The sequence below is a fragment of the Acidocella sp. genome, assembly GCF_035535915.1.
GTDB lineage: Bacteria > Pseudomonadota > Alphaproteobacteria > Acetobacterales > Acetobacteraceae > Acidocella.
Window position 1 is genome coordinate 16,197 of the sequence record NZ_DATLPB010000095.1, and the last position, 20,375, is coordinate 36,571.

Genomic DNA, 20,375 nt, shown 5'->3' on the forward strand with positions numbered 1-20,375 from the left:
ATTGAAAACAGCATGGACGCCGGACCAGGAGAGGAAGTTACTTCGTGTCCCAGAGCGGCACGGGCGTGAACAAGGCGGCGTGGGGCGCGCCGGCGGCGAACCACCATTGCGGGCCTGCGCTGCCGCCCAATCGCAACAGGGACGAACAGACCGTGCCGAACCCGTTACGCGCGGGAATGTCGAGGGAACTTTCCCAGGGCGGCGAATCATCGGCCAACAGGTCGCCCCATTGGGCGAAATCCGCGCTGGTGAATTTCGGCAGATGCCGGGCGATGCGCGGCAGCGACAGATCGTTGGGTTCGCCCGAGGTAAGCATGATTGTGCCGGGCGCCAGCGTCACGGGTTCCGGGGCGCCGCGTTCCAGCCCGCGGAGCAAAAACGCGCCGCCCGAATCCGCGAGTACGAGATTGAAACTGCGATAGGTGCTGGCATCGAGCCGGCTCAGCCGCGCCGCCGCGGCTTCGGCGCTGGTTTCCCGCAGCGCCAGGAGCGGCAACTCCCCCCGGCTGCGCTTGCCGGGCGCCGGCCCGAGGCTGCCATGCCGGTTCAGGATGGCCGCCATTACGCCGTGCCGGTTGAGCGCCATCCATGTTCCGCCACCCAGCAGGTCGCGGCCGCCGATGATCCCCGGCCAGTATTCCGCCGGCCCCTCCCAGCTTCGCGCCACCATCTCGTCACGGTTGGCGCCGATCAGCACCCCGTCCGCACCCGTTCGTAAAATGATCGAGCACATGGCGGAGCGCCGCCGATCAGTCTTGGAAAACGCGGTCGAAAATCACGTCCAACTGCGCCAGATGCAGCCGGGAATCCATGGCCGCGTCGATCACCTCAGCGGAGATCCGCCCCGCGACCTCAGGGTCGGCCAGCAGATTGGCGCGGAAATCCCGGCCGTCCTGCTTGCCCAGCTTCGTCCATGTCGCCATGGCGTTGCGCTGGACGATCTTATAGGCGTCCTCGCGGAGAATGCCGGCCTTGGTCAGCGCCAGCAGGACCTCGCCCGAATGCACGACGCCGCCCAGGCTTTCGAGATTCGCCAGCATCTGTTCGGGGTAGATGGTGAGCTTGTCGATCATTCCAGCCAGGCGGCTCAGCGCGAAATCCAGCGTCACCGTCGCGTCCGGCCCGATGCCCCGCTCCACGGAAGAGTGGCTGATGTCGCGCTCATGCCACAGCGCGACATTCTCCATGGCGGGGATGACGGCGGACCGCACGAGCCGGGCCAGGCCGCTGAGATTCTCCGAGAGCACGGGGTTGCGCTTATGCGGCATCGCCGACGAGCCCTTTTGCCCGGCATGGAAAAACTCTTCGGCCTCGCGCACTTCGGAGCGTTGCAGATGCCGGACCTCGGTCGCCAGACGCTCGATGCCCGAGGCGATGACCCCAAGGGTCGCGAAGAAGGCAGCGTGGCGGTCGCGCGGCACGATTTGCGTGGAGACCGGCTCGACGGCCAGGCCCAACTTGGCGGCGACATAGGTTTCCACCGCCGGGTCGACATGCGCGAAGGTGCCGACCGCGCCGGAAATGGCGCAGGTGGCGATTTCCCGCCGCGCAATTTCCAGCCGGGCGCGGTTGCGGCGGAACTCCGCGTAATGCCCGGCCAGCTTCAGGCCGAAGCTCGTCGGCTCGGCATGGATGCCGTGGCTGCGGCCGATGGTCAGCGTGTGCTTGTGCTCGAGGGCCCGCTTCTTCAGCGCCGCCAGCACGCCGTCCAGATCGGCCAGCAGCAGGTCCGCCGCCTGGGTGAGCTGCACGGCAAGGCATGTGTCCAGAACGTCCGAGGAGGTGAGGCCCTGATGGACGAAGCGGCTTTCCGGCCCCACCGCCTCGGCGAGCCAGGTGAGGAAGGCGATCACGTCGTGCCGCGTCTCGCGTTCGATTTCGTCGATCCGTTCGACATCGGCGGGGCCGATGGCAGCCAGCTTGGCGTCGCCGCGCTCACGGATCACCGCGGCAGCCTCGGCCGGGATGGCACCGATCGACGCCATCCCCTCGCAAGCGAGGGCCTCGATCTCAAACCAGATCCGGTAGCGGTTCTCGGGCGACCAGATGGCGGCGGCCTGCGGCCTCGTATAGCGGGGGATCATGGCGCATTCCTTGAAAAAGACACGGGCGAAAGACAGGTTCGCCTAACCCCCCAAGCCGGCGTTGACAAGACGCCGGCGGCTGGCCAGTCGAGGGGGTATGAGTTTCAATGCGTTGCTTGCCCTGGGGCCGATCCTCGCCCAGGTTCTGGTCATCGACCTGGTTCTGGCCGGCGATAATGCCGTGGTCATCGGCCTTGCCGTCAGCCGTTTGCCGCCCGCGCAGCGCCAGCGCGCCATCTGGCTCGGGATCGCCGGCGCCACCATCATCCGCGTCGGGTTCGGGCTCGTCGCGCTGAAACTTCTCGCCTTGATCGGCCTGACCCTGGCGGGCGGATTGCTGCTGTTATGGGTGGTCTGGAAAACCGCCCGGGAATTGCGGCGGACCGAGACACATGCCGCCGAATCGCCGCCGCCGGGCCGCCTGCGCACCGCCATCCTGCGCATCATCGTCGCGGACGTGTCGATGAGCCTCGATAACGTGCTGGCCGTGGCCGGGGCGGCGCGGGCCCATCCGGCGGTCCTCGCGGCCGGCCTGCTGGTTTCGGTCGCCTTGATGGGGGTGGCCGCCAGCCTGGTTGCCCGGCTGCTGAACCGGTTCCGCTGGCTGGCCTGGGTGGGGCTGGCGATCGTTTTCTATGTCGCCGTCACGATGATCCATGACGGGCTCGGCGAGGTGCTGCTGCATTTGCCGCAGCGTTAGGGAAGGGAAGGAAGCGCTTCTTTTTGTGAACAAAAAGAAGCAAAAAAACTTTGTTATGCTGGGTCATGGGCGTTGTCAGCGACACAGCCTCAGGCCCAGCATAATAAAAGTTTTTGCGCCGCTTTTTTCAAAAAGCGGCCACTTACTTTCTCTCGGGCAAAAAAAACGCCGGGACCGCAAACACGATCCCGGCGTTTAAAGTTGACGCGAACAATCAGGCGATGCGCCGGCGCAGCCAGGCGGACATGCGCTCCGCACCCATGACGATGATGAAGGTCATCACCAGCAGGGTCGAAACCGTCGGATAATCGAACAGGTTCATCGCCGTGAGCAGCTGGAAGCCGATGCCGCCGGCGCCGACGAAGCCGAGCACGAGCGAGGCGCGGATGTTTTCATCCAGGCGGAACAGCGCGATGCCGAGCATGGAAGGCAGCACCGTGGGCACCACCGCGTGGCTGAAAACCTGCAGGCGGCCGGCGCCGGTCGAGGCCAGGGCTTCCATCGGGCCCATGTCCATATCCTCGATCACTTCCGCGGTCAGGCGGCCCAGCATGCCGATCGAATGGATCATCAGTGCCAGCGCGCCGGCAAACGGGCCAAGGCCGACCGCGGTCACGAACAGCAGCGCCCAGACCAGGTCCGGTACCGAGCGGCAGATCGCGATCAGGCCGCGCGCGAACACATAGGCTGGCCGCGCCGGCGTGGTGTTGCGCGCGGCCAGAATGGCCAGCGGCACGGCCAGAAGCACCGCAAAGAACGTGCCGAAAATACCGATATCGACGGTTTCCAGCGCCGGCCAGAGCTGCGATTGCAGATTCGAGACGTTGGGCGGCAGCGAGCGGGAGATGAGGTTCGCCATGCCGTGCACGCCGGTGATCAGTTCGCCGGGCTGCGCCTGCACCACGTACAGCGCCTGGACCAGCACCAGCAGCAGGAAGATGCCGATGATGATTTTCACGATCGGGCCGCCGAAGGACGATGAACGTGCCAGCGCAGGGGCGGGCAGGGCCATGGCATCGGTGTGCTGTGAGTTCATGCCGGGTGGAATCCTTCATAGAGGCTGTCGATTTCGTCGTCCGACACGTTGGCCGGCGCATCCGCGAAGGCGATGACGCCTTTGCGCAGGCCGAGCAGCCGGTCGGCGTAACGGCGCGCGAGTTCGGGCTGGTGCAGCACGGCGAGCACGGCCATCCCTTCGTCCTTCGCGAGTTGGCGCAACAGCCGCATGACTTCCTCGGAGGCTTCGGGGTCGAGGCTGGCGATCGGTTCGTCGGCGAGCAGGGCGTGCGGGCGCTGCGCCAGCGCCCGGGCGATGGAGGCGCGTTGCGCTTGGCCGCCGGACAGCGTGCTGGCGCGCTGGTGGGCGAATTTGGTCAGGCCGACCCGTTCGAGGCACTGCATGGCATGGCCAAATTCGCCTTTCGGCAGAATGCCCAGAGACGTTGCCAGGCTGCGATGGCGCCCCAGAGTGCCGCAAACCACGTTGGCAATCACACTGCGGCGTTTCACGAGATTGGCGTGCTGGAACACCATGCCCAGCCCCATGCGGGCTTTGGCCAGGTCGCGGCCGGTGAGGGTGGTGATGTCCTGCCCGGCCAGCCGCACCGCGCCCTCGGTGGGTTTGGTGATGCCGGCGATGATCCGCATCATGGTGGACTTGCCACTGCCGTTGGCGCCCAGAATCACGGCAAACTCGCCCGCAGAGACCGTAAAGCTGGCGCTTTGCAGCGCCAGCCTTCCGGTTGCGTAACGCATGCCGAGGTTTTTCGCCTCGATCTGCATTGACGTCACTTCAGCTCAGCTTCGACAGATCGATGTGCAGCACATGCACCAGCGAACGGATCTGGTTGTAGGAAGCGTCGGTTTGGGGAACCAGCTCGCCGGACGGCGTGCCGAGAACCTTCTGTTCCGCCGGGGTCAGGTTGGTGAGCTTGAGATGCTGCACGGCCGCGATGACCTTGGCCTTCAGGACCGGGTTCAGCTTGCCATAGATCGTGATCGGATCCAGCGGGATCGGCTTGGACTGCCACAGCACGACGAAATTCTTCGGATCGTAGTTGCCGGCCAGCGCCGCCGCCTGGATCACCTGGCTGTTCATTTCGCCAGCCTGGACCTTGTGGTTGAGCAGCGTTTCATAGCTGGCGGTATGCGAACCGGAATAAAGCGGGATGACGCCCTTGTTCGGATCGATGCCAGCCGATTCCAGCGCGTAGGCCGGGAACAAATGGCCGGAGGTGGAGGCAGGGTCGGAATAGGCGAAAGTGTGGCCCTTGACCTGCGCCAGCGTGGTGATGCCCGAGCCGGGCCAGGTGGCGATGGAGGCGGTGTAGGTGGACGGGTTGCCGTTGGCGTCGGCCACGGTGGCGATCGCCTGAGCATGGGCGACCTGATGGGCCAGCACATAGCCGAGCGGACCGAACTGGCCCATTTCCAGCTTGCCGGCGCGCATCGCCTCGATCTCCGCGTTATAGGAGGTCGCGATGTAGATCTGCACGGGGCAGCCCACCTCGGCGCTGATCAACTGGCCGATCTTGTTATAGATCGGCGTCAGGATCGCGTTGGATTCATAGGGTTCGACGCCGAAACGGATGGAGCCGCCCGCAGGGCAGTAATCAGCCGCCAGAGCGGGGGTCGCGGATGCGGCAAAAGCCAAGCCGAGCGCGGCCAGAGCGATTTTCTTCATGGGTGAAACTTGTTCCTTGTTGCGTGCCGGTGTGTCGGTTCCCCGACGGCGCTTTCCTTAACGGCGTTTAGCGACAAAGTTTTTGCGGATCGATGAAGTTTTTATGACTCACATAAACATCTAGACAAATCTGCGGTTGATCGGCATGTGAGAGGCGATGACAATCGAATGGAAAAAAGGCGAGGCGCTGTGGAGCCAGATCGCGGGCGAAGTGGCGCGCGACATCGAAAACGGCGTCTACCATAAAGGTGAAAAGCTGCCGACCGAGGCGCAATTCGCCGCGCAATACGAGGTCAACCGGCACACGATCCGCCGCGCGCTTGAAGAATTGTCCGATGCCCGCATCATCCGGACCGAGCACGGGCGTGGGTCTTTCGTCACCGAAGACGTGATGGATTACCGCATCGGCAAACGGCCGCGATTCAGCGAATGGATCCGCAGCTACAAGCGAGAGCCGATCGGCGAGATTCTCACGATCGAGGAAGTGACGCTCGGATCGCTTCCCGAGGCCGAGGCGGCCGGACAGGCTTTGCGGCTCCAGCCCGATGAGAAAATTGTGCTTCTGGAACGGTTGGGCGCAGCCGATGATCGGCCTGTCGCGCTCTCGCGGCATGTTTTCCCGGCATCGCATTATCCCGGCATCAAAGAAGCCCTGCGGCAAAACCCTTCGATCACGGCGGCTTTGGCGGAAGTGGGCGTAACCGATTATACGCGCCAGTGGACCCGCGTCTGTGCCCGCATGCCTGACGTCCGGGAAGCCCGCTTGCTGCGTATGGCGCGCACGGACGCGCTGCTGACCTGCGAAGCTTTAAATGCGACGCCGGATGGAGAGGTGGTTGAATACTGCACCACCTGTTATCCGGCGCCGCGCGTACAACTGGTGTTTGAGGCGTGATGACTGATATTCTGATTAAAAATGGCCCGCGTATCACTGGCGGCATCATCGCCGTGCCCGGGCCGGCACAGGTCGAGATCGACGCGAGCGGGCTGGACATTCTGCCCGGTTTCATTGACGTGCACGGCGATGCGTTCGAACGCGCCATCGCGGCGCGCCCCGGCGTCTATCTGCCGGTGGGCATTGCCTTGGCCGAGCTGGAGGCGCAGTTGCTGGCCGCCGGCGTCACCACGGCCTATCTGGCGATTACCTTGTCGTGGGAGGCGGGGCTTCGCTCGGCCGCAACCTACAAGATGCTGCGCGACGCGGTGCTGGCGCGTCCCGCCGGCGCGGTGCCGGACCTGAAGCTGCACGTGCGTTTCGAGGAAACCAATCTCGATTGCCTGGACATGGTGGTGGCGGATATCGAAGCCGGCCACATCAAAATGCTGTCCTTCAACAACCACACGCCGAGCATTTTGAAGAAGCTGCCGAAGCCGGCTGCGGTGGCGAAAATGGTCGAGCGCGCCGGGCAGACTTACGAGGCGTTCGCAACCGACGTGCAACGTTCCGCCGCGGTGACGCAGGAGCAGATCGAAGCGGGCCGGGCGCGGCTCGCCGCTGTGGCGCGGAAGGCCGGCATCCCGATGGCCAGCCATGACGATGGTTCCCCGGAAGAGCGCGATGTGTTCCGCGCGGTGGGTGCGGACATTTCCGAATTCCCGACTACGGTCGAGGTCGCGAAATATGCCGTCGCCAACTACGAACCGACCGTCATGGGCGCGCCGAACGTCGTGCGCGGCGGTTCGCATACAGGTTGGCACGGCGCCGAAGATCTGGTGAAGATGGGCTGCTGCTCAGTGATCTGTTCGGATTACCATTATCCCTCGCTGCTGCACGCGGTTTACCGCCTGGCGCGCAACGGCAGCGCCAGCTTTGAGGACTCCGTAGCGCTGGTCACGAAAAATGCCGCCCGCATGGCCAGGCTGAAGGATCGCGGAGAGCTCACGGTCGGACAACGCGGCGACATCGTGCTCGTCGAGCCCGGTCCGCTGCCGCGGATCGTCGCAACGATCGCGAACGGAAAACTCGCTTATGTCGCGCCGGATGCGCTGGAGAGAATTAGAACAAGGTAAGTAAGGAAAGAAAGCGCTTCTTTTTGTGAACAAAAAGAAGCAAAAAAACTTTATTGACTCTGGGCCATGGGCTTTATCGGCGACGACGCCCGTGGCCCAGCATAAAAAAATTTTTGCGCCGCTTTTTTTAAAAAGCGGCCGCTTCCTTACTTCTTCGTCAGCGCTTCAAGAATTGAAATCAGCTGCTGTCCCGCCTCAGCGGGCAAGCCGTCATTGACGATCACCGAATCCGGCTTGACCGGCGTCACGGTGCGGGCGACGCGGGTGGCGATGTCGGCGGAGCTTTCGCGCCCGCGCCCGGCCAGCCGCGCTTCGAGGACATCCGGCGAGGCGGTGATCTCGACCACGAAGGTGCGGAAGCGCAGTCGCGCGCCGGCGATGATGGTGCGCGAAACATTGACGATCACGGTTTTGCCGGCTTCCAGCTTGGTCTCGAGGTCGAGTGGGATGCCGTAGCGCAGGCCGTGAGCGTGCCAGGACAGCGCAAAATCGCGGCTCGCAAATTCCATGTCGGTGACCGGCTCATGGTCTTCCGTCTTATCCGCCGGGCGGGTGATCACGCGGCGCTGAAACACCACATCCTCACGCACCGCGAAATGCGCGCGGGCCAGATTCAGCAGCGTATCCTTGCCGGCGCCCGAAGGGCCGACGACGAGAACGAGATTGCCTTGGGTCATGCGCCGAATCCGATCCGTTCAAAAAGATGAAATGCTTCGCCCGCGGCCGGTTCGACAAAAACCGCGACGCTCGCCACGCGGCGCGGCAGTGAAAGGGCCTCGGAAAAATGTTGCCTGGCGGCATCCATCAGCCGTTCGTCGGCGCTGGGGTTGCTCAGCGTCATGTGAAAGCGCCAATCCTCCATCACGAACGGGTAGCCCCACTTCGCGACGTTGCGGCGCTGCGAGTCGGTGCGCCCGGCCGCACGGCGCGCCTGCGCGGCTTCGTCTTCAGGCCGCCTGTAAGCATCGAGCGATGCGACGCAGGCATCGGCCAAAGCGTGCAATTCCGGCGATGCGGCGCTGGGGCACAGCGCGATGAAGCGGCCGAGCAAGGTCACGTCCAGGCGGGGCATCGCGAACGGCTTGAGGTCGCGACAGACATGTCTCGTCTCGTCCAGGAAGCGTTCGAACGGCGCCGTGAGCTGCATGGGCGGTTTCAGGGTGGCGTGAAACCCGTAGCGCCTCGGCTCGGTCACCTGCGCCGCAATGCCGGCAATGTCGGGCTGCTTCAGGTCGCCGCCTGTCGCCGGGTCGTAACCGAGCCACGAACAACCGCGCGCCCAAAGCGGGTCATCCGCCTCGGGCGCGTAGTACAGAGCGACGCGATACGGCTCAGGCAATGCGCTTGCCCCCATGCCACACGGCGCGAATCACTGGCGTGCCGTTGAACAGGCGCACCTGCACGAGGTCGGCGCGCAATCCGGTTTCGATCCGGCCGCGATCGGCGAGGCCGGCGATGTCGGCCGGGCCCGAAGTGATCAAGGCGATCGCCTGGGGCAGGGACAGCAACCCTTGCGCCACCACGCGGAAGGCGGCTTCCAGCATGGCGGCCGGCACGTAATCGGAGGCCAGCGCATTCAGCGCCCCGGCGCGGATCAGATCCGTGACGGCGATGTTCCCCGAATGCGACCCGCCGCGGACGATGTTGGGCGCGCCGGCGATGATGTGCATGCCCAAGCCCCGCGCAGCGCGGGCAGCCTCGAGGGAGACGGGGAATTCGGAAATGGTGATGCCTTCCTCATGGTTGCGCGCCACTTCCGCTTCGGTGCGGTCGTCGTGCGCGGCCACCGGAATTCCCCGCTTCCGCGCCGCCTCGAGCACCAGTGCGCGGTGCGGGGGGTGATAGGTGCGATGGTTCTCCTGGAGTTTCAGGAACATCTCATCGACTTTGGCGAGCGCGTAACCTTCTTTCACGCGCATGTCGCGGTAGCGCTCAATGTCCGAATATTGCCCGTTGCCGGGGCTGTGGTCCATGACCGAGATCAGCCGGACCAGCTCGTCATCGATGGCAAGCTCGAGCAGTTCCGGCATTTCCGGCGCCGGCAATTCGCAGCGCAGATGCAGGAAATGGTCGGTTTTCAGCATCCCCGCTTCGGTCAGCTCGCGCAGATCGTTATAGCCGTCCTTGAACGTCTCGGTGCGGGCCTTGGCGAAGCCGATATCGCCCAGACAGAGCGCATCGAACACGGTGGTGACGCCGGCCGCCGCGCATTGCGCGTCATGCGCCAGCATCGCCGAGCGGGAGGGCCAGCGCGCGTTGCTGCGCGGCAGAACCTGGCGTTCGAGATTATCGGTGTGCAGATCGATGATGCCGGGGATCAGGAAATCGCCGGCCAGGTTCTCGCCCGCCGGTGCATCGCCGAGTGCTGCGATGCGGCCGTTCTCGATCGTCAGGCTTCCCGGCAGAATACCATCCGGCAGGACGATCTGGGCGTTGGTCAGGCTAGTCATGCCACTTCCTCATTCTTGAGCGCCGTCGAGCTGACATCGCGCATTTTCGAAACAGGTTCCAGAGCCAAAACGGCGTCGGCGATCGCATCACGTACGAACACGTCGTGAAAAATACCAACCAGCGCGGAGCCTCGGGCCTTCGCCTCGCGCATCAGCTCGATGACAATGTCACGATTCGCGTTATCGAGCGAGGCGGTGGGCTCGTCGAGCAGCATGATCGGCCAGTCGCACACGAAGGCGCGGGCCAGGTTCACGCGCTGCTGCTCGCCGCCCGAGAAGGTCGCCGGCGGCAGGCCGTGCAGGCGCGGGCCGATCCCCAGCCGCTCCAGCATGGTCGCCGCCCGGGCGCGGGCCTGGGTGAGCTCGGTGCCGCGGTCGGTGAGGGCGCCGGCGACGACGTCCAGCGCCGTGACGCGCGGAATGGCGCGCAGAAACTGCGAGACATAGCCGAGCGTGGTGCGACGGATTTCAATGATCTCCGCCGGCGGGGCCTTGGTCAGGTCGATCATCCTGCCCTCATGGCGGACCAGGATTTCGCCCTCATCGACCAGATAATTGCCGTACAGGCTGCGCAGCAGCGTGGATTTGCCGGTGCCCGAGGGGCCGGCCAGGGCCACGCAGGTTCCCGCGCGCACGGTCAGCGAGGTGTCGTGCAGTACGTCGAGCTGCGTGCCGGCCTGCAGATGCAGCGTGAAGGTTTTGGAAAGCCGGTTGGCTTGGATGAGGATGTCGCTCATGTCGGCAGCACCGAGGAAACCAGGAGTTGCGTGTATTCGTGATGTGGGTCGTCCAGCACCTGATCGGTGAGGCCAGTTTCGACGATCTGGCCGCGGCGCATCACCACCAGCCGGTCGGCCAATAGTCGGGCCACGCCGATATCATGGGTGACCAGCACCACGGCCAGGCCGAGGCGCTTCACCAGGCTGCGGATCAGGTCGAGGATGCGGGCCTGAACCGAGACGTCGAGGCCGCCGGTGGGCTCGTCCATGAACACGAGTTCCGGCTCGGTCACCAAAGTGGCGGCGATCTGCAAACGCTGCATCATGCCGCCGGAGAAATGCTTGGGATAATCGTCGATCCGCGAGGGGTCGATTTCCACTGCCGCCAGCCATTGCGCCGCGACCTCACGGATATTGCCGTAATGCTGCGCGCCGCCGGCCATCAGCCGCTCGCCGATATTGCCGCCGGCGGTCACGTTCAGGCGCAGCGCCCGGCGCGGGTCCTGCTGAATGAAGCCCCATTGCGCCCGCTGCAGCCGGCGCAGCCCCAATTCGCCGAGGGCAGAGATCGGCGACAAACCCTCGCCGCGGTCGTAATACACCGCGCCGGAATCGGTCGTGATGTTGCCGGCCAGCGTGTTCAGCAGCGTGGTTTTGCCCGAACCGCTTTCACCGACGATGGCGAGAATTTCGTGCCGCCGCAGGCCGATCGAAACATCGTCCAGCGCCGTCACGCGGCCGAACTGTTTGTTGAGATGTCTGGCTTCGAGCAAATTCACGCCGCGTCACTCCGGTTCGATTCGCAATAATCCGTGTCCGAGCAGGCGAACATCTTGCCGCCTTTGTCATCGATGATGATCTCGTCGAGATAGCTCGTCGTGCTCCCGCACAGCTCGCAGCAATGCGGCGCGCGGCCGGGATGGAACGGGTGATCCTCGAAATCCAGCGAGCGGACATCCGTGTAAGGCGGCACGGCGTAGATGCGCTTCTCGCGCCCGGCGCCGAACAGCTGCAGCGCCGGCATGCGGTGCATTTTCGGGTTGTCGAAGGCCGGAATGGGGGAAGGCGACATCAGGTAACGCTGGTTCACCATCACCGGATGGTCATAGGCGGTGGCGACGCGGCCGAAGCGCGTGATGTCCTCATACAGGCGCACATGCATCTCGCCATATTCCGCCAGCGCGTGGCGGCGGCGGGTCGCGGCGCGGCTGGGCTCAAGCTTGTAGAGCGGCTCGGGCTGCGGCACCTGATAGACCAGGATCTGGTCGGGGCGCAGCAAGGTTTCCGGAATCCGGTGGCGGGTCTGGATGACGCTGGCCTCGGCGGTGTGCGTGGTGGTGCGCACGCCGGCCACGCGGCCGAAAAACCCGCGGATCGACACCGCATTGGTGGTGTCGTCGGCGCCCTGGTCGATGACTTTCAGCACGTCATCCGGGCCGATGATCGCGGAGGTCACCTGGATGCCGCCGGTGCCCCAGCCGTAAGGCAAAGGCATCTCCCGGCTCGCGAAGGGGATCTGGTGTCCGGGAATGGCGACCGCCTTGAGGATCGCGCGGCGGATCATCCGCTTGGTCTGTTCGTCCAGATAGGCGAAATTATAGCCCTTCATGGCGTCTCGCTTTCACGCTTGGTCTCGTCTCGTTTCAGGGCGCCGAGCGCCTCGGCGCGTTTCAAAGTCTCGCGCGCCTCGGCGCGCATGGCACGGATCGTTTCCAGCTCGCTCTGGAAATCCACATGGTGCGGCAGCTTCAAATGCTCGACGAAGCCGGTCGCCTCGATATTGTCGCAGTGCGACAGCACGAATTCCACGCTCTGCGCCGGCGCGGAGGCGTCTTCGCCGAGTTCCGCCGCGCGCATCGCCCGGTCGACCAGCGACATCGCCATCGCCTTGCGGTCGGCATGGCCGAAGCACAGCCCGTAGCCGCGGGTGAATTGCGGCGGCGCGGTTTTGCTGCCGCCGAACTGGTTGACCATCTGACACTCTGTCAGCATCACGTCGCCGATCTCGATGGCGAAGCCGAGCTCCGGCGGCACGATGCTCACCGGCACCTCGCCGACGCGCAACTCGCCGACAAACGGATGGTTCTGGCCGTAGCCGCGCTGGGTCGAATAGCCGAGGGCGAGAAGGAACCCTTCATCGCCGCGCGCCAGCCCTTGCAGGCGCACATCGCGCGGCGCCGGGTGTTCCACCGGCTCCATGGTCAGGTCGCGCGGCGTCTCATCGCCGGACGGGTCGTTTTCGATCAGCGATTCGGCGCCGAGCAGGTCGGTCACGCGCGGCATTTTTTCGATGCTCTCGACCGCGGCGGCCGGCACCGGAGCGGGCGCGGCGCCCGCGGTTTCCAGGCTGAAATCGAGCAGCCGGTGGGTGTAGTCCGTGGTCGGCCCCAGGCGCTGGCCACCCGGCAGATCCTTGAAGATCGCCGAGACGCGGCGGGAGATCAGCATCGCGCCGGTGTCCACCGGGTCGGTGTCGATCAGCCGGGGCAGGGTGGTGCGATAGGCGCGCAGCAAAAACGCGGCCTCGATCAGGTCGCCCTGCGCCTGGGCGATGGCGAGCGCGGCGAGGTCGCGGTCGTACAGTGCGCCTTCCGCCATCACGCGGTCGACGGCGCGGCTGAGCTGTTCCTTGATTTGCGCCAGCTCCAAAGCCGGCACGTCGCGCGCGCCCCGGCGCGCTTCGGCGAGCCAGGAATGCGCGGCGGAAATGGCGGCCTCTCCGCCTTTGACGGCTACATACGCCATCTAAATCTCCTCGATCTTCAGGCTGCGCGGCAGCCCCAGAATGCGTGCTTCGTGGCAGAAAATGACATCGACGCCGCGCGGCGCGGTCTGTGCCTGTTGGCGCCAGGCTGTCACGAACCCGTCGGCGAGCGGCAGCATCACGCGCCGCTCGGTTTCGATGCCGGGCCCGGTCAGCCGATAAAGCCGGCCGGCTTCCAAAGAGGCGACGTCGAGAACCAAAGTGGCGCCATCCTCCGGCGCGTCATCCGTGCCCTGGCGGAGCTGGCGCAGGTCTAAATGGTCGCGGGCCAGGACGAAATCCGCCGCGTCGGGCGCGGCCAGCCGCACGCCGGCATGGAAGACCAGCCAGTCCCGCGCCGCGTCGTCGCCTTCGGGCAGGCTGGCGGACACGCTCGAATCGGTCAGCGTCAGCAGCACCGAGGCGGCGGCGGCGGAAAGTCCGGGCGGCGGGCCGACCGGCCGGGTGAAAGGCACGACCACGCCGGGCGTGCTGAGGGCCTGAAGAATGCCGCGAAAGCAGCCTTGGGCGTCCGTCGGGGACGCGAAACCGGGAGCGAAATATTTCATGAGCGCATTGTCGCCAAAGTGAAGAATTTAACTTCCGTGGCCTTCGCCCGCGCCTCGGTCTCGAGGCGGCGCGCGGCCTGCGCCTGCGCCAGCGGTTGCAGCACCGCCTGGTCGTACGCGCCGAACAGGACTTCGTCCTGCAGCACGGCATCCAGCCGCGCCACCAACTCGACCTGCTCGAGGTCGTGTCCGGCGGCGTAGCCGTGGCCGACGCGGCCGGCCTCGTCGCGAATCGAGCAGCGGGTGATGGTCATTTCGCCCAGATTGAACGGGGCGCCATTGCCGCCCATGCGGCCGCGAATCATGGCCATGCCGCATTCGGGCTCGCGCAGGCGTTCAAAGCCCGGCAACGGCGGGGCGGAGTCCAGCAATTGCATCAGCCGCTCACGGCTGGCGCGCGCCAGAAGGCCGAGCCAGATCTGGCGCGGCGAGAGGGAGGAGGGAGCGTCAAACATGTCTAGACATCTATTCTGTTAGAGGGGCGTGGTCAAGGTAACGGGCGCAGAATTTTTCGATGGGCAGGTTGCGAAAATCCATCAGCGCGGCGGCGAGCTGGGCGTGAGACCAGTCCCACCAGGCGATTTTTTTGAGCTGCGCGCAGATGTCCGGCGCGAAGCGGAAGCGGATCGGCTTCGCCGGCACACCGCCGACGATGGCGAAATCCGGCACATCCTTGGTGACCACTGCGCCGGCGCCGACGATCGCGCCGCAGCCGATGGTGATTCCGGCCATGATGGTCGCGCCATGGCCGATCCATACGTCCTGGCCGATCGTCACGCGGTCGCTGCGGCGCCAGTCGAAGAAGCCGGGCTCATCGGGGCCCAGGCCGAACTTGCTGGCGCGATAGGTGAAATGGTTGAGCGCGGCCCGTTCGATGGGGTGATTGCCGGGGTTGATGCGCACCTGCGCGGCGATCGAGCAGAATTTGCCGATCTCGGAATAGATGATGTCCGTGTCGTGCGCGATATAGGCATAGTCGCCGAGCACCGATTCAGCCACGCGGGTGCGGGGGCCGATTTCGTTGAAACGGCCGAACACAGTGTCGCGGATTTGCGCGGTCGGGTCGATCGCCGGGGCGTCGGAAAGCTTGGCGCGCTTGGCGCTGTCCGGATCGATATACTCTGTTGGGGCGGCCGCCATGCATAACCTTCCGTGGGACTTCGTGACGGAAGTGATCTAGATGACTAACGCGGTCGATTTCGTGGCGGTTCTGTGAAGGGTCGATGACATCGCGGCAGCATAACGAAGGTGAGGGAAGGGAAGCGCTACTTTTTGTGAACAAAAAGTAGCAAAAAAACTTTGTTATGCTGGGTCTGAGGCTGTGTCAGCGCAACGCCCATGGCCCAGCATCGTAAAAGTTTTTGCGCCGCTTTTTTCAAAAAGCGGCTGCTTCCTTACTTCCGTTGAAACACGACAATCCCCGGATAGCTTTGCCACAAACGGTAATGCGCCGCGAGAGCGGCATTCACTTCCGCATAGACATCAGGGTTGATGATGGCGGGATTCGTCTCCGGGTCGCTGCGGCGGACGATGAAGTCCGGCGCAGCGGCGAGAATGCGCTGGATTTCGGCGACCGGATCGTCCCCCGCCACGCGCGGCAGCGACCGCCCAATCAGCTCCGAGGGGAGCACGAAGCGCGTCGGCGGGGTTTTGCCGGCGAGGGCGTAAATGATCGGCTGCGTGTCGAACACATAGAGGCTGCCCGGCTGGTCTTTCAGGGCCGCGCCGATTTCGCCCGGAATGTCAGGGGCCAGGATATGGCCGATCGCGGTTTTAGCCGCCCAGGCCGGCAAGGCGAGTGCGGCCGCGACAAAGCCGGCGCGGACCCAGGCGGTGCGCCCCAGCCGCGCGAACAGAACGCCGAGGATCACGCACAGAACCGGCAGGATTTGCAGAAAATAATGGTCGTAGAAGGACTTCGCCGCGACCACGCCGACCGCCCCGCCGAGCAGCCAGGCGGCCAGGAAGAGATCGTCGGCGCGCCGCCGGGCGGCGGCCAGGACCAGCAGCGCCAACCCGGCCAGGTACAGCGTGCCCCAGCGCAGCAACTCCATATGCAGCGCGTAGTCGAACGCCTGGGCGGTGAAAGGCGCATCGACGCGCCGGAAATTCGAGGCGATACTGGTTTCCCACCATAAGCCAAGCTGCCCGTGCGCGGCATAGAGCAGGGCGGCGAGCGCCAAAGGCAGGGCGGCCCCCAGGATCATCCGCACGCCGGCTTCGGGCCGCCGGTGCCGGATGAGGAAAAAAAAGAAAATCGCCGGCGTCTCGAAGATCGAGACATATTTGATCATGAATGCCGCGCCGAGCAGCAACCCGACGAGAAACGCCCGCTCCGTGGTCAGGCTCACCCACACCGCTAGGGCGGTGCAGCAGGCCATGAACAGCTCGGTGTTGGAAGAGAGCCCGTCATTGCTCAGCGAGCAGAGAATCAGCGCCGCGCCCGCGACGAGCCCGGCCGCGTCGTCGTCGGTCAAAGCCCGCGTGATCCGGAACACGACAAAGGTCAGCAGGCTGACGCACAGCACCATGGCGAGGCGGATGGAAGCGACCCGGTCGCCGAACGCCGTTTGGGCAACGGCGAAAATGGCATAGATGCCGATCGGCTTATTGTCCCAGATGGTCGTGTAGGGCAGGTGGCCGTGGCGCCATTGCTGGGCCATGAGGAAATACAGGCTCTCGTCCCAGTCGAGGACGGATTGCGCAAAGGTGGGAATGCGGCTGAGCAGGGTTGCCGCGAAGAACAACAGCGCGATCGGCCAGGAGGGAAGGCGTCGTATCGTCACCCGACGGTGATCGCAGCCGCGCCTGGTTTTGTCCATGGCGCGCGGGCGGGAGGCTGGCCGTGCGCGGCCGCGGCGGCTACAATTTGCCGGCGCTCGGCGCGACGAGATGAAGCGAATGGGGGATTTATGAAGAGTCTTGCTTTGGGTCTGGTGGCGGCGATGGCGGCGGCCGGGATGGCGTGCGCCCAGACCGACGACCCCACAGGGCCGCAGCCGAAACTGCCGACGGAAACGCTCACCATCGCCGCAGACAACGGCAAGAGCTACGTCTTCACCGTGGAAACGGCGCTGACCACGCAGCAGCAGGATACCGGGCTGATGTTCCGCACCTCGGTCCCGGCCGATACCGGCATGCTCTTCCCCTGGCCGCAGCCGCAGGTCTCGGACATGTGGATGAAGAACACCATCGTGCCGCTGGACATGGTGTTCATCGGGCCGGACCACAAAATCAAAGCAATTGCCAATGACACCGTGCCCTATAGCTTGCGGCCGATTTCCAGCGGCGTGCCGGTGATCGCCACGCTGGAACTGCAAGGCGGCATTACCGCCGCCGAGGATATCAATGTCGGCGATCTGGTGACCGCCAAGCAACTGGGCGGGAGCTAAGCAAAAAGAAAGCGCTACTTTTTGTGAACAAAAAGTAGCAAAAAAACTTTATTTACGCTGGGCCATGGGCGTTGGCGCCGACACAGCCTCAGGCCCAGCGTAACAAAAGTTTTTGCGCCGCTTTTTTCAAAAAGCGGCTGCTTTCTTACCTAGTAAAATTCGGCAGGAAGCAGCTGATGAAAAGCTTCGGCATAATGAGGCCGAACGCCATGGCCACAAGCGTGACAACCGCCGTCATGCCATCCGTGATCGTGCCGGTGAGCAGGCTGAGAGGCACGTCTGCGCCGCGCGTCATCAGAGCGACCAATCCGCCGGCCATGCGAAACAGGGCCACACCGGGGATGAGCGATACCACGGAAGCGAACGCCAAGGCCGCGAACGGAAATCGCAAGCGCGCGGCGATGGGTGTGGCGAGAGTCCCGACGATCAGGCACGCGACAAACGCACCGGCCTCGACGCTGGCGCCGGCCACCGACAGCATGACCCATCTTGTAGCGTGGGCGAACATGCCCATCAGGATCGGAACAGGAAGCGTGCGCCAGGACATTGAAAAGAATGTCCCATAAGCCGAGACGGCGACGCCTGCGGCGAGGACATCGTAGACAAGGGCGACGGGCTGGCTGGGGCCGGTAACGGGCAGCGATTCTCCCCCGAGCGCGAGCCCCAAGAGAAGCCCGGTACAGATCATGAGGATGATCACGCTTGCATAGATCATCCGGGCGGCGCCAAGCGCCACGCGGCCGCGCGCGAGATCCAGCATGCCGTTCAGCAGATGCGGGCCCGGCACAAGGATCATACAGGGACAAACCGCGATCAGACGTGCCGCCGTACTGAGCTGAAACTGGATGGCAATCGCGCCGATGACACCGGCGAGCAGGGCGGCACAAAAGGGTTGCACATAGAGGTTTTCGCTCAGCTTCGCCAGCCAACGGCGCAGCACCGCCCCGGCGCCGGCACTGAGGGCGATGAGAAGGTAGCTGAGCAGATGGGCCGCGCCGAAAATGACCGCGAGCGCCAAGGCGCCCGCCGTCGACGCCAAAGTGAAACGGAACAGAGAGGCGGGTGGGTATTTCGAGATCGCCGCGAGCCTTGAGGCCAGCGCCGGTGCATCGATCTGCCCGGCGCAGCTTGCATCGATCGCGATCATCGTCGCGGCGACCTTGCCCATATGTATGCCCGCCGGTCTGGCGGCGCTGATGAGCTGCCGCGTGCCGGCGGCACCATCCACGTGAATCATCAGCTCGCCCCAGCGGGGCAGCACGGTGGTGGTGCGAAAGCCCAATGCCGCGCCGAGCCGCGCCAGCGCGTCGACCATCCGTTCCGTTGTCTGGCCATCCGTGAACAGGAGTTCGGCGCTCTGCAGGAGGAGAGTCTCTGGACTGCCCGCGACCTTGCCGTCGTCTCTCATCGGCACGTTCGATTAATGGTCTGTGGCAACGTAGGGCTTAACCATTTTGCGGGGATCGACGATCCGGTCGAACTCTTCCGCCGTGACGAAGCCAAGCTTCAGCGCCGCTTCCTTTAGCGTGAGATCATGATCCGATGCATGATGCGCGATCTGGGAGGCTTTATCGTAGCCGATGACGGGCGCGAGCGCGGTCACCAGCATCAGCGACCGGGTGACGTATTCGTCGATCCGCTTGAGATTCGGCTCTGTGCCCTCGATCAGGAATTTTCGGAAATTCGTGCATCCGTCTGTCATGATCGTGATGGAATGAATGACATTATGGATGACCAACGGTTTGTAGACATTCATCTCCAGATACCCGCCGGCGCCGCCGAGGCCGACGGCCACGTCATTCGCCATGACCTGTACGGCGACCATGGTAAGCGCTTCGGCTTGTGTCGGGTTGACCTTACCGGGCATGATGGAGGAGCCGGGTTCGTTTTCCGGGATCATCAATTCGGCAAAGCCCGCGCGCGGGCCGCAGGACATCAGGCGTATGTCATTGCCGATTTTATAGAGCGATACGGCCAAAGTGCGGAACGTGCCGGAGAGTTGCACGAGCGCGTCATGCGCGCCCTGCACCGTGAATTTATTCGGCGCGCTGACAAAAGGCAGGCCGGTGAGCGTGGCGATTTCGGCGGCGGCCTCTTCGGCGAAGCCGGGCGCCGCGTTGATCCCGGTGCCGACCGCGGTGCCGCCCAACGCCAGGTGATACACATCCTTCAGCGCGTCCTGAATGCGTCCGAGATTATCCGCAAGCATCCCGGCATAGCCGGACCATTCCTGGCCAAGCGTGATCGGCGTGGCGTCCTGCATATGGGTGCGGCCGATTTTGATGATGTCGTCCCACGAAGCGGCCTTGGTGGCGATGGCGTCGTGCAGTGCCTTCACCGCGGGGATCAGCCGCTGAACCGTGCTCATCGCCGCGGCGATGTACATTGCCGAGGGGAAGGTGTCGTTGGACGATTGCGACATGTTGACATGGTCGTTGGGATGGACCGGCGTTTTGCTCCCGAGCGCCGTGCCGGCCAACTGGCAGCAGCGATTGGAGATCACCTCGTTCATGTTCATGTTGAACTGGGTGCCGCTGCCCGTCATCCACACATGCAGCGGAAACATCTCATGATGCTGTCCGGCCAGGATCTCGTCGCAGGCCTGGAGAATCAGACCATGCGTCTTGTCGTCGAGGCGCTTGCCCGCATGGTTCGCGTTGGCCGCGCCTTTTTTTAAAAACGCGTAGGCGGTGATCATTTCCCGCGGGATCAGATCATGCCCGATGCTGAAATGCTCGAGGGAACGCTGGGTCTGTGCGCCCCACAGTTTGTCGGCTGGAACTTCGACTTTCCCCAGGCTGTCCGTTTCCGTGCGAACTTCGCTCATCGATTTGTCTCCAGAAATGTTGAATATGCCTCCCGCTGTGCCTGCGGTAAGCCATCGTGGCCGAACCGCTCGAGGCGTTCGAGTGTCGCGATGCCGGCCTCAGGGAAAAATGCGCCGCTAAAGCAGGGATCGAAAAGCCGGATTTTCATGGACCACTCCTTGGAGCTGTGCGGCGCGACCCGTTATGCGGAAGTGCGC

23 protein-coding genes are annotated in these 20,375 nt (G+C 64.3%); 4 read left to right on the top strand and 19 right to left on the bottom strand.

Annotated features, from left to right (window positions below):
* Positions 1-37: 37 nt before the first annotated feature.
* Positions 38-733 (bottom strand): NRDE family protein, encoded by a 696-nt coding sequence (locus VNC39_RS12580; protein ID WP_325399721.1) that lies wholly within the window; start codon positions 731-733, stop codon positions 38-40.
* A gap of 16 nt (positions 734-749) precedes the next feature.
* Positions 750-2,084: an adenylosuccinate lyase gene (gene purB / locus VNC39_RS12585; RefSeq protein ID WP_325399723.1), complete on the bottom strand. Its 1,335-nt coding sequence runs from the start codon at positions 2,082-2,084 to the stop codon at positions 750-752.
* A 97-nt stretch (positions 2,085-2,181) separates the two neighbouring features.
* Here purB and VNC39_RS12590 point away from each other — a divergent pair, with 97 nt between their 5' ends.
* A complete protein-coding gene (locus VNC39_RS12590) occupies positions 2,182-2,784 on the top strand; it encodes a YjbE family putative metal transport protein (RefSeq protein ID WP_325399725.1) in 603 nt (200 codons plus the stop codon).
* A 214-nt stretch (positions 2,785-2,998) separates the two neighbouring features.
* Here the strand turns inward: VNC39_RS12590 and phnE are convergent, their stop codons facing one another.
* Genes phnE through VNC39_RS12605 form a run of 3 tightly spaced genes read right to left on the bottom strand, consistent with a single transcriptional unit; the run spans position 2,999 to position 5,467 of the window.
* The gene (phnE, locus tag VNC39_RS12595) at positions 2,999-3,820 is read right to left on the bottom strand and encodes a phosphonate ABC transporter, permease protein PhnE (protein ID WP_325399727.1); all 822 of its coding nucleotides are present in this window, start codon (positions 3,818-3,820) and stop codon (positions 2,999-3,001) included.
* A complete protein-coding gene (gene phnC, locus VNC39_RS12600; protein ID WP_325399791.1) occupies positions 3,817-4,566 on the bottom strand; it encodes a phosphonate ABC transporter ATP-binding protein in 750 nt (249 codons plus the stop codon). Before phnC ends, phnE begins: the two co-directional genes overlap by 4 nt.
* Before the next feature lie 10 nt (positions 4,567-4,576).
* Positions 4,577-5,467 (bottom strand): phosphate/phosphite/phosphonate ABC transporter substrate-binding protein, encoded by an 891-nt coding sequence (locus tag VNC39_RS12605; protein ID WP_325399729.1) that lies wholly within the window; start codon positions 5,465-5,467, stop codon positions 4,577-4,579.
* 157 nt (positions 5,468-5,624) lie between these two features.
* On the opposite strand from VNC39_RS12605, the gene phnF reads away from it, so the two are divergent.
* Together phnF and VNC39_RS12615 are read left to right on the top strand one after the other, a co-directional pair.
* Entirely contained in the window at positions 5,625-6,362 is a 738-nt protein-coding gene (gene phnF, locus VNC39_RS12610; protein WP_325399731.1) for a phosphonate metabolism transcriptional regulator PhnF, read from the top strand.
* On the top strand, positions 6,362-7,477 hold the full coding sequence (locus tag VNC39_RS12615) for an alpha-D-ribose 1-methylphosphonate 5-triphosphate diphosphatase (RefSeq protein ID WP_325399733.1): 1,116 nt from the start codon (positions 6,362-6,364) through the stop codon (positions 7,475-7,477). The genes phnF and VNC39_RS12615 overlap by 1 nt, the downstream gene beginning before the upstream one ends.
* A 146-nt stretch (positions 7,478-7,623) precedes the next feature.
* Here VNC39_RS12615 and phnN read toward each other — a convergent pair whose 3' ends face one another.
* The 11 genes from phnN to VNC39_RS12670 all read right to left on the bottom strand — a co-directional run bounded on the left by phnN (position 7,624) and on the right by VNC39_RS12670 (position 16,744).
* On the bottom strand, positions 7,624-8,154 hold the full coding sequence (gene phnN, locus VNC39_RS12620; protein ID WP_325399735.1) for a phosphonate metabolism protein/1,5-bisphosphokinase (PRPP-forming) PhnN: 531 nt from the start codon (positions 8,152-8,154) through the stop codon (positions 7,624-7,626).
* The gene (locus tag VNC39_RS12625; protein ID WP_325399737.1) at positions 8,151-8,816 is read right to left on the bottom strand and encodes a DUF1045 domain-containing protein; all 666 of its coding nucleotides are present in this window, start codon (positions 8,814-8,816) and stop codon (positions 8,151-8,153) included. Before VNC39_RS12625 ends, phnN begins: the two co-directional genes overlap by 4 nt.
* A complete protein-coding gene (locus VNC39_RS12630) occupies positions 8,809-9,927 on the bottom strand; it encodes an alpha-D-ribose 1-methylphosphonate 5-triphosphate diphosphatase (RefSeq protein WP_325399739.1) in 1,119 nt (372 codons plus the stop codon). The genes VNC39_RS12625 and VNC39_RS12630 overlap by 8 nt, the downstream gene beginning before the upstream one ends.
* Positions 9,924-10,664: a phosphonate C-P lyase system protein PhnL gene (phnL, locus tag VNC39_RS12635; RefSeq protein WP_325399741.1), complete on the bottom strand. Its 741-nt coding sequence runs from the start codon at positions 10,662-10,664 to the stop codon at positions 9,924-9,926. The genes VNC39_RS12630 and phnL overlap by 4 nt, the downstream gene beginning before the upstream one ends.
* The gene (gene phnK / locus VNC39_RS12640; protein WP_325399743.1) at positions 10,661-11,425 is read right to left on the bottom strand and encodes a phosphonate C-P lyase system protein PhnK; all 765 of its coding nucleotides are present in this window, start codon (positions 11,423-11,425) and stop codon (positions 10,661-10,663) included. Before phnK ends, phnL begins: the two co-directional genes overlap by 4 nt.
* Positions 11,422-12,255, bottom strand: a complete 834-nt coding sequence (locus VNC39_RS12645; RefSeq protein ID WP_325399745.1) for an alpha-D-ribose 1-methylphosphonate 5-phosphate C-P-lyase PhnJ — start codon at positions 12,253-12,255, stop codon at positions 11,422-11,424. The genes phnK and VNC39_RS12645 overlap by 4 nt, the downstream gene beginning before the upstream one ends.
* On the bottom strand, positions 12,252-13,391 hold the full coding sequence (locus tag VNC39_RS12650) for a carbon-phosphorus lyase complex subunit PhnI (protein WP_325399747.1): 1,140 nt from the start codon (positions 13,389-13,391) through the stop codon (positions 12,252-12,254). Before VNC39_RS12650 ends, VNC39_RS12645 begins: the two co-directional genes overlap by 4 nt.
* The gene (gene phnH / locus VNC39_RS12655) at positions 13,392-13,958 is read right to left on the bottom strand and encodes a phosphonate C-P lyase system protein PhnH (protein ID WP_325399749.1); all 567 of its coding nucleotides are present in this window, start codon (positions 13,956-13,958) and stop codon (positions 13,392-13,394) included.
* The gene (phnG, locus tag VNC39_RS12660; RefSeq protein ID WP_325399751.1) at positions 13,955-14,413 is read right to left on the bottom strand and encodes a phosphonate C-P lyase system protein PhnG; all 459 of its coding nucleotides are present in this window, start codon (positions 14,411-14,413) and stop codon (positions 13,955-13,957) included. Before phnG ends, phnH begins: the two co-directional genes overlap by 4 nt.
* Positions 14,414-14,423: 10 nt before the next feature.
* Positions 14,424-15,098, bottom strand: coding sequence for a DapH/DapD/GlmU-related protein (locus VNC39_RS12665; RefSeq protein ID WP_325399753.1), 675 nt, complete (start codon positions 15,096-15,098; stop codon positions 14,424-14,426).
* 254 nt (positions 15,099-15,352) lie between these two features.
* Positions 15,353-16,744 (bottom strand): ArnT family glycosyltransferase, encoded by a 1,392-nt coding sequence (locus VNC39_RS12670; protein ID WP_325399754.1) that lies wholly within the window; start codon positions 16,742-16,744, stop codon positions 15,353-15,355.
* Positions 16,745-16,870: 126 nt separating this feature from the next.
* Here VNC39_RS12670 and VNC39_RS12675 point away from each other — a divergent pair, with 126 nt between their 5' ends.
* Positions 16,871-17,350 carry a DUF192 domain-containing protein gene (locus VNC39_RS12675; RefSeq protein ID WP_325399756.1) on the top strand — a complete coding sequence of 160 codons (480 nt, stop codon included), beginning with the start codon at positions 16,871-16,873 and terminating at the stop codon, positions 17,348-17,350.
* A gap of 145 nt (positions 17,351-17,495) precedes the next feature.
* On the opposite strand, the gene VNC39_RS12680 is transcribed toward VNC39_RS12675, so the two are convergent.
* From VNC39_RS12680 to VNC39_RS17470, 3 genes are read right to left on the bottom strand one after another with little or no spacing between them, the layout of a single operon-like run.
* Entirely contained in the window at positions 17,496-18,758 is a 1,263-nt protein-coding gene (locus VNC39_RS12680; RefSeq protein ID WP_325399757.1) for a threonine/serine ThrE exporter family protein, read from the bottom strand.
* A gap of 12 nt (positions 18,759-18,770) precedes the next feature.
* Positions 18,771-20,177 carry a class II fumarate hydratase gene (gene fumC / locus VNC39_RS12685; RefSeq protein WP_325399759.1) on the bottom strand — a complete coding sequence of 469 codons (1,407 nt, stop codon included), beginning with the start codon at positions 20,175-20,177 and terminating at the stop codon, positions 18,771-18,773.
* On the bottom strand, positions 20,174-20,326 hold the full coding sequence (locus VNC39_RS17470) for a hypothetical protein (protein ID WP_408840695.1): 153 nt from the start codon (positions 20,324-20,326) through the stop codon (positions 20,174-20,176). Before VNC39_RS17470 ends, fumC begins: the two co-directional genes overlap by 4 nt.
* Positions 20,327-20,375 lie beyond the last annotated feature (49 nt).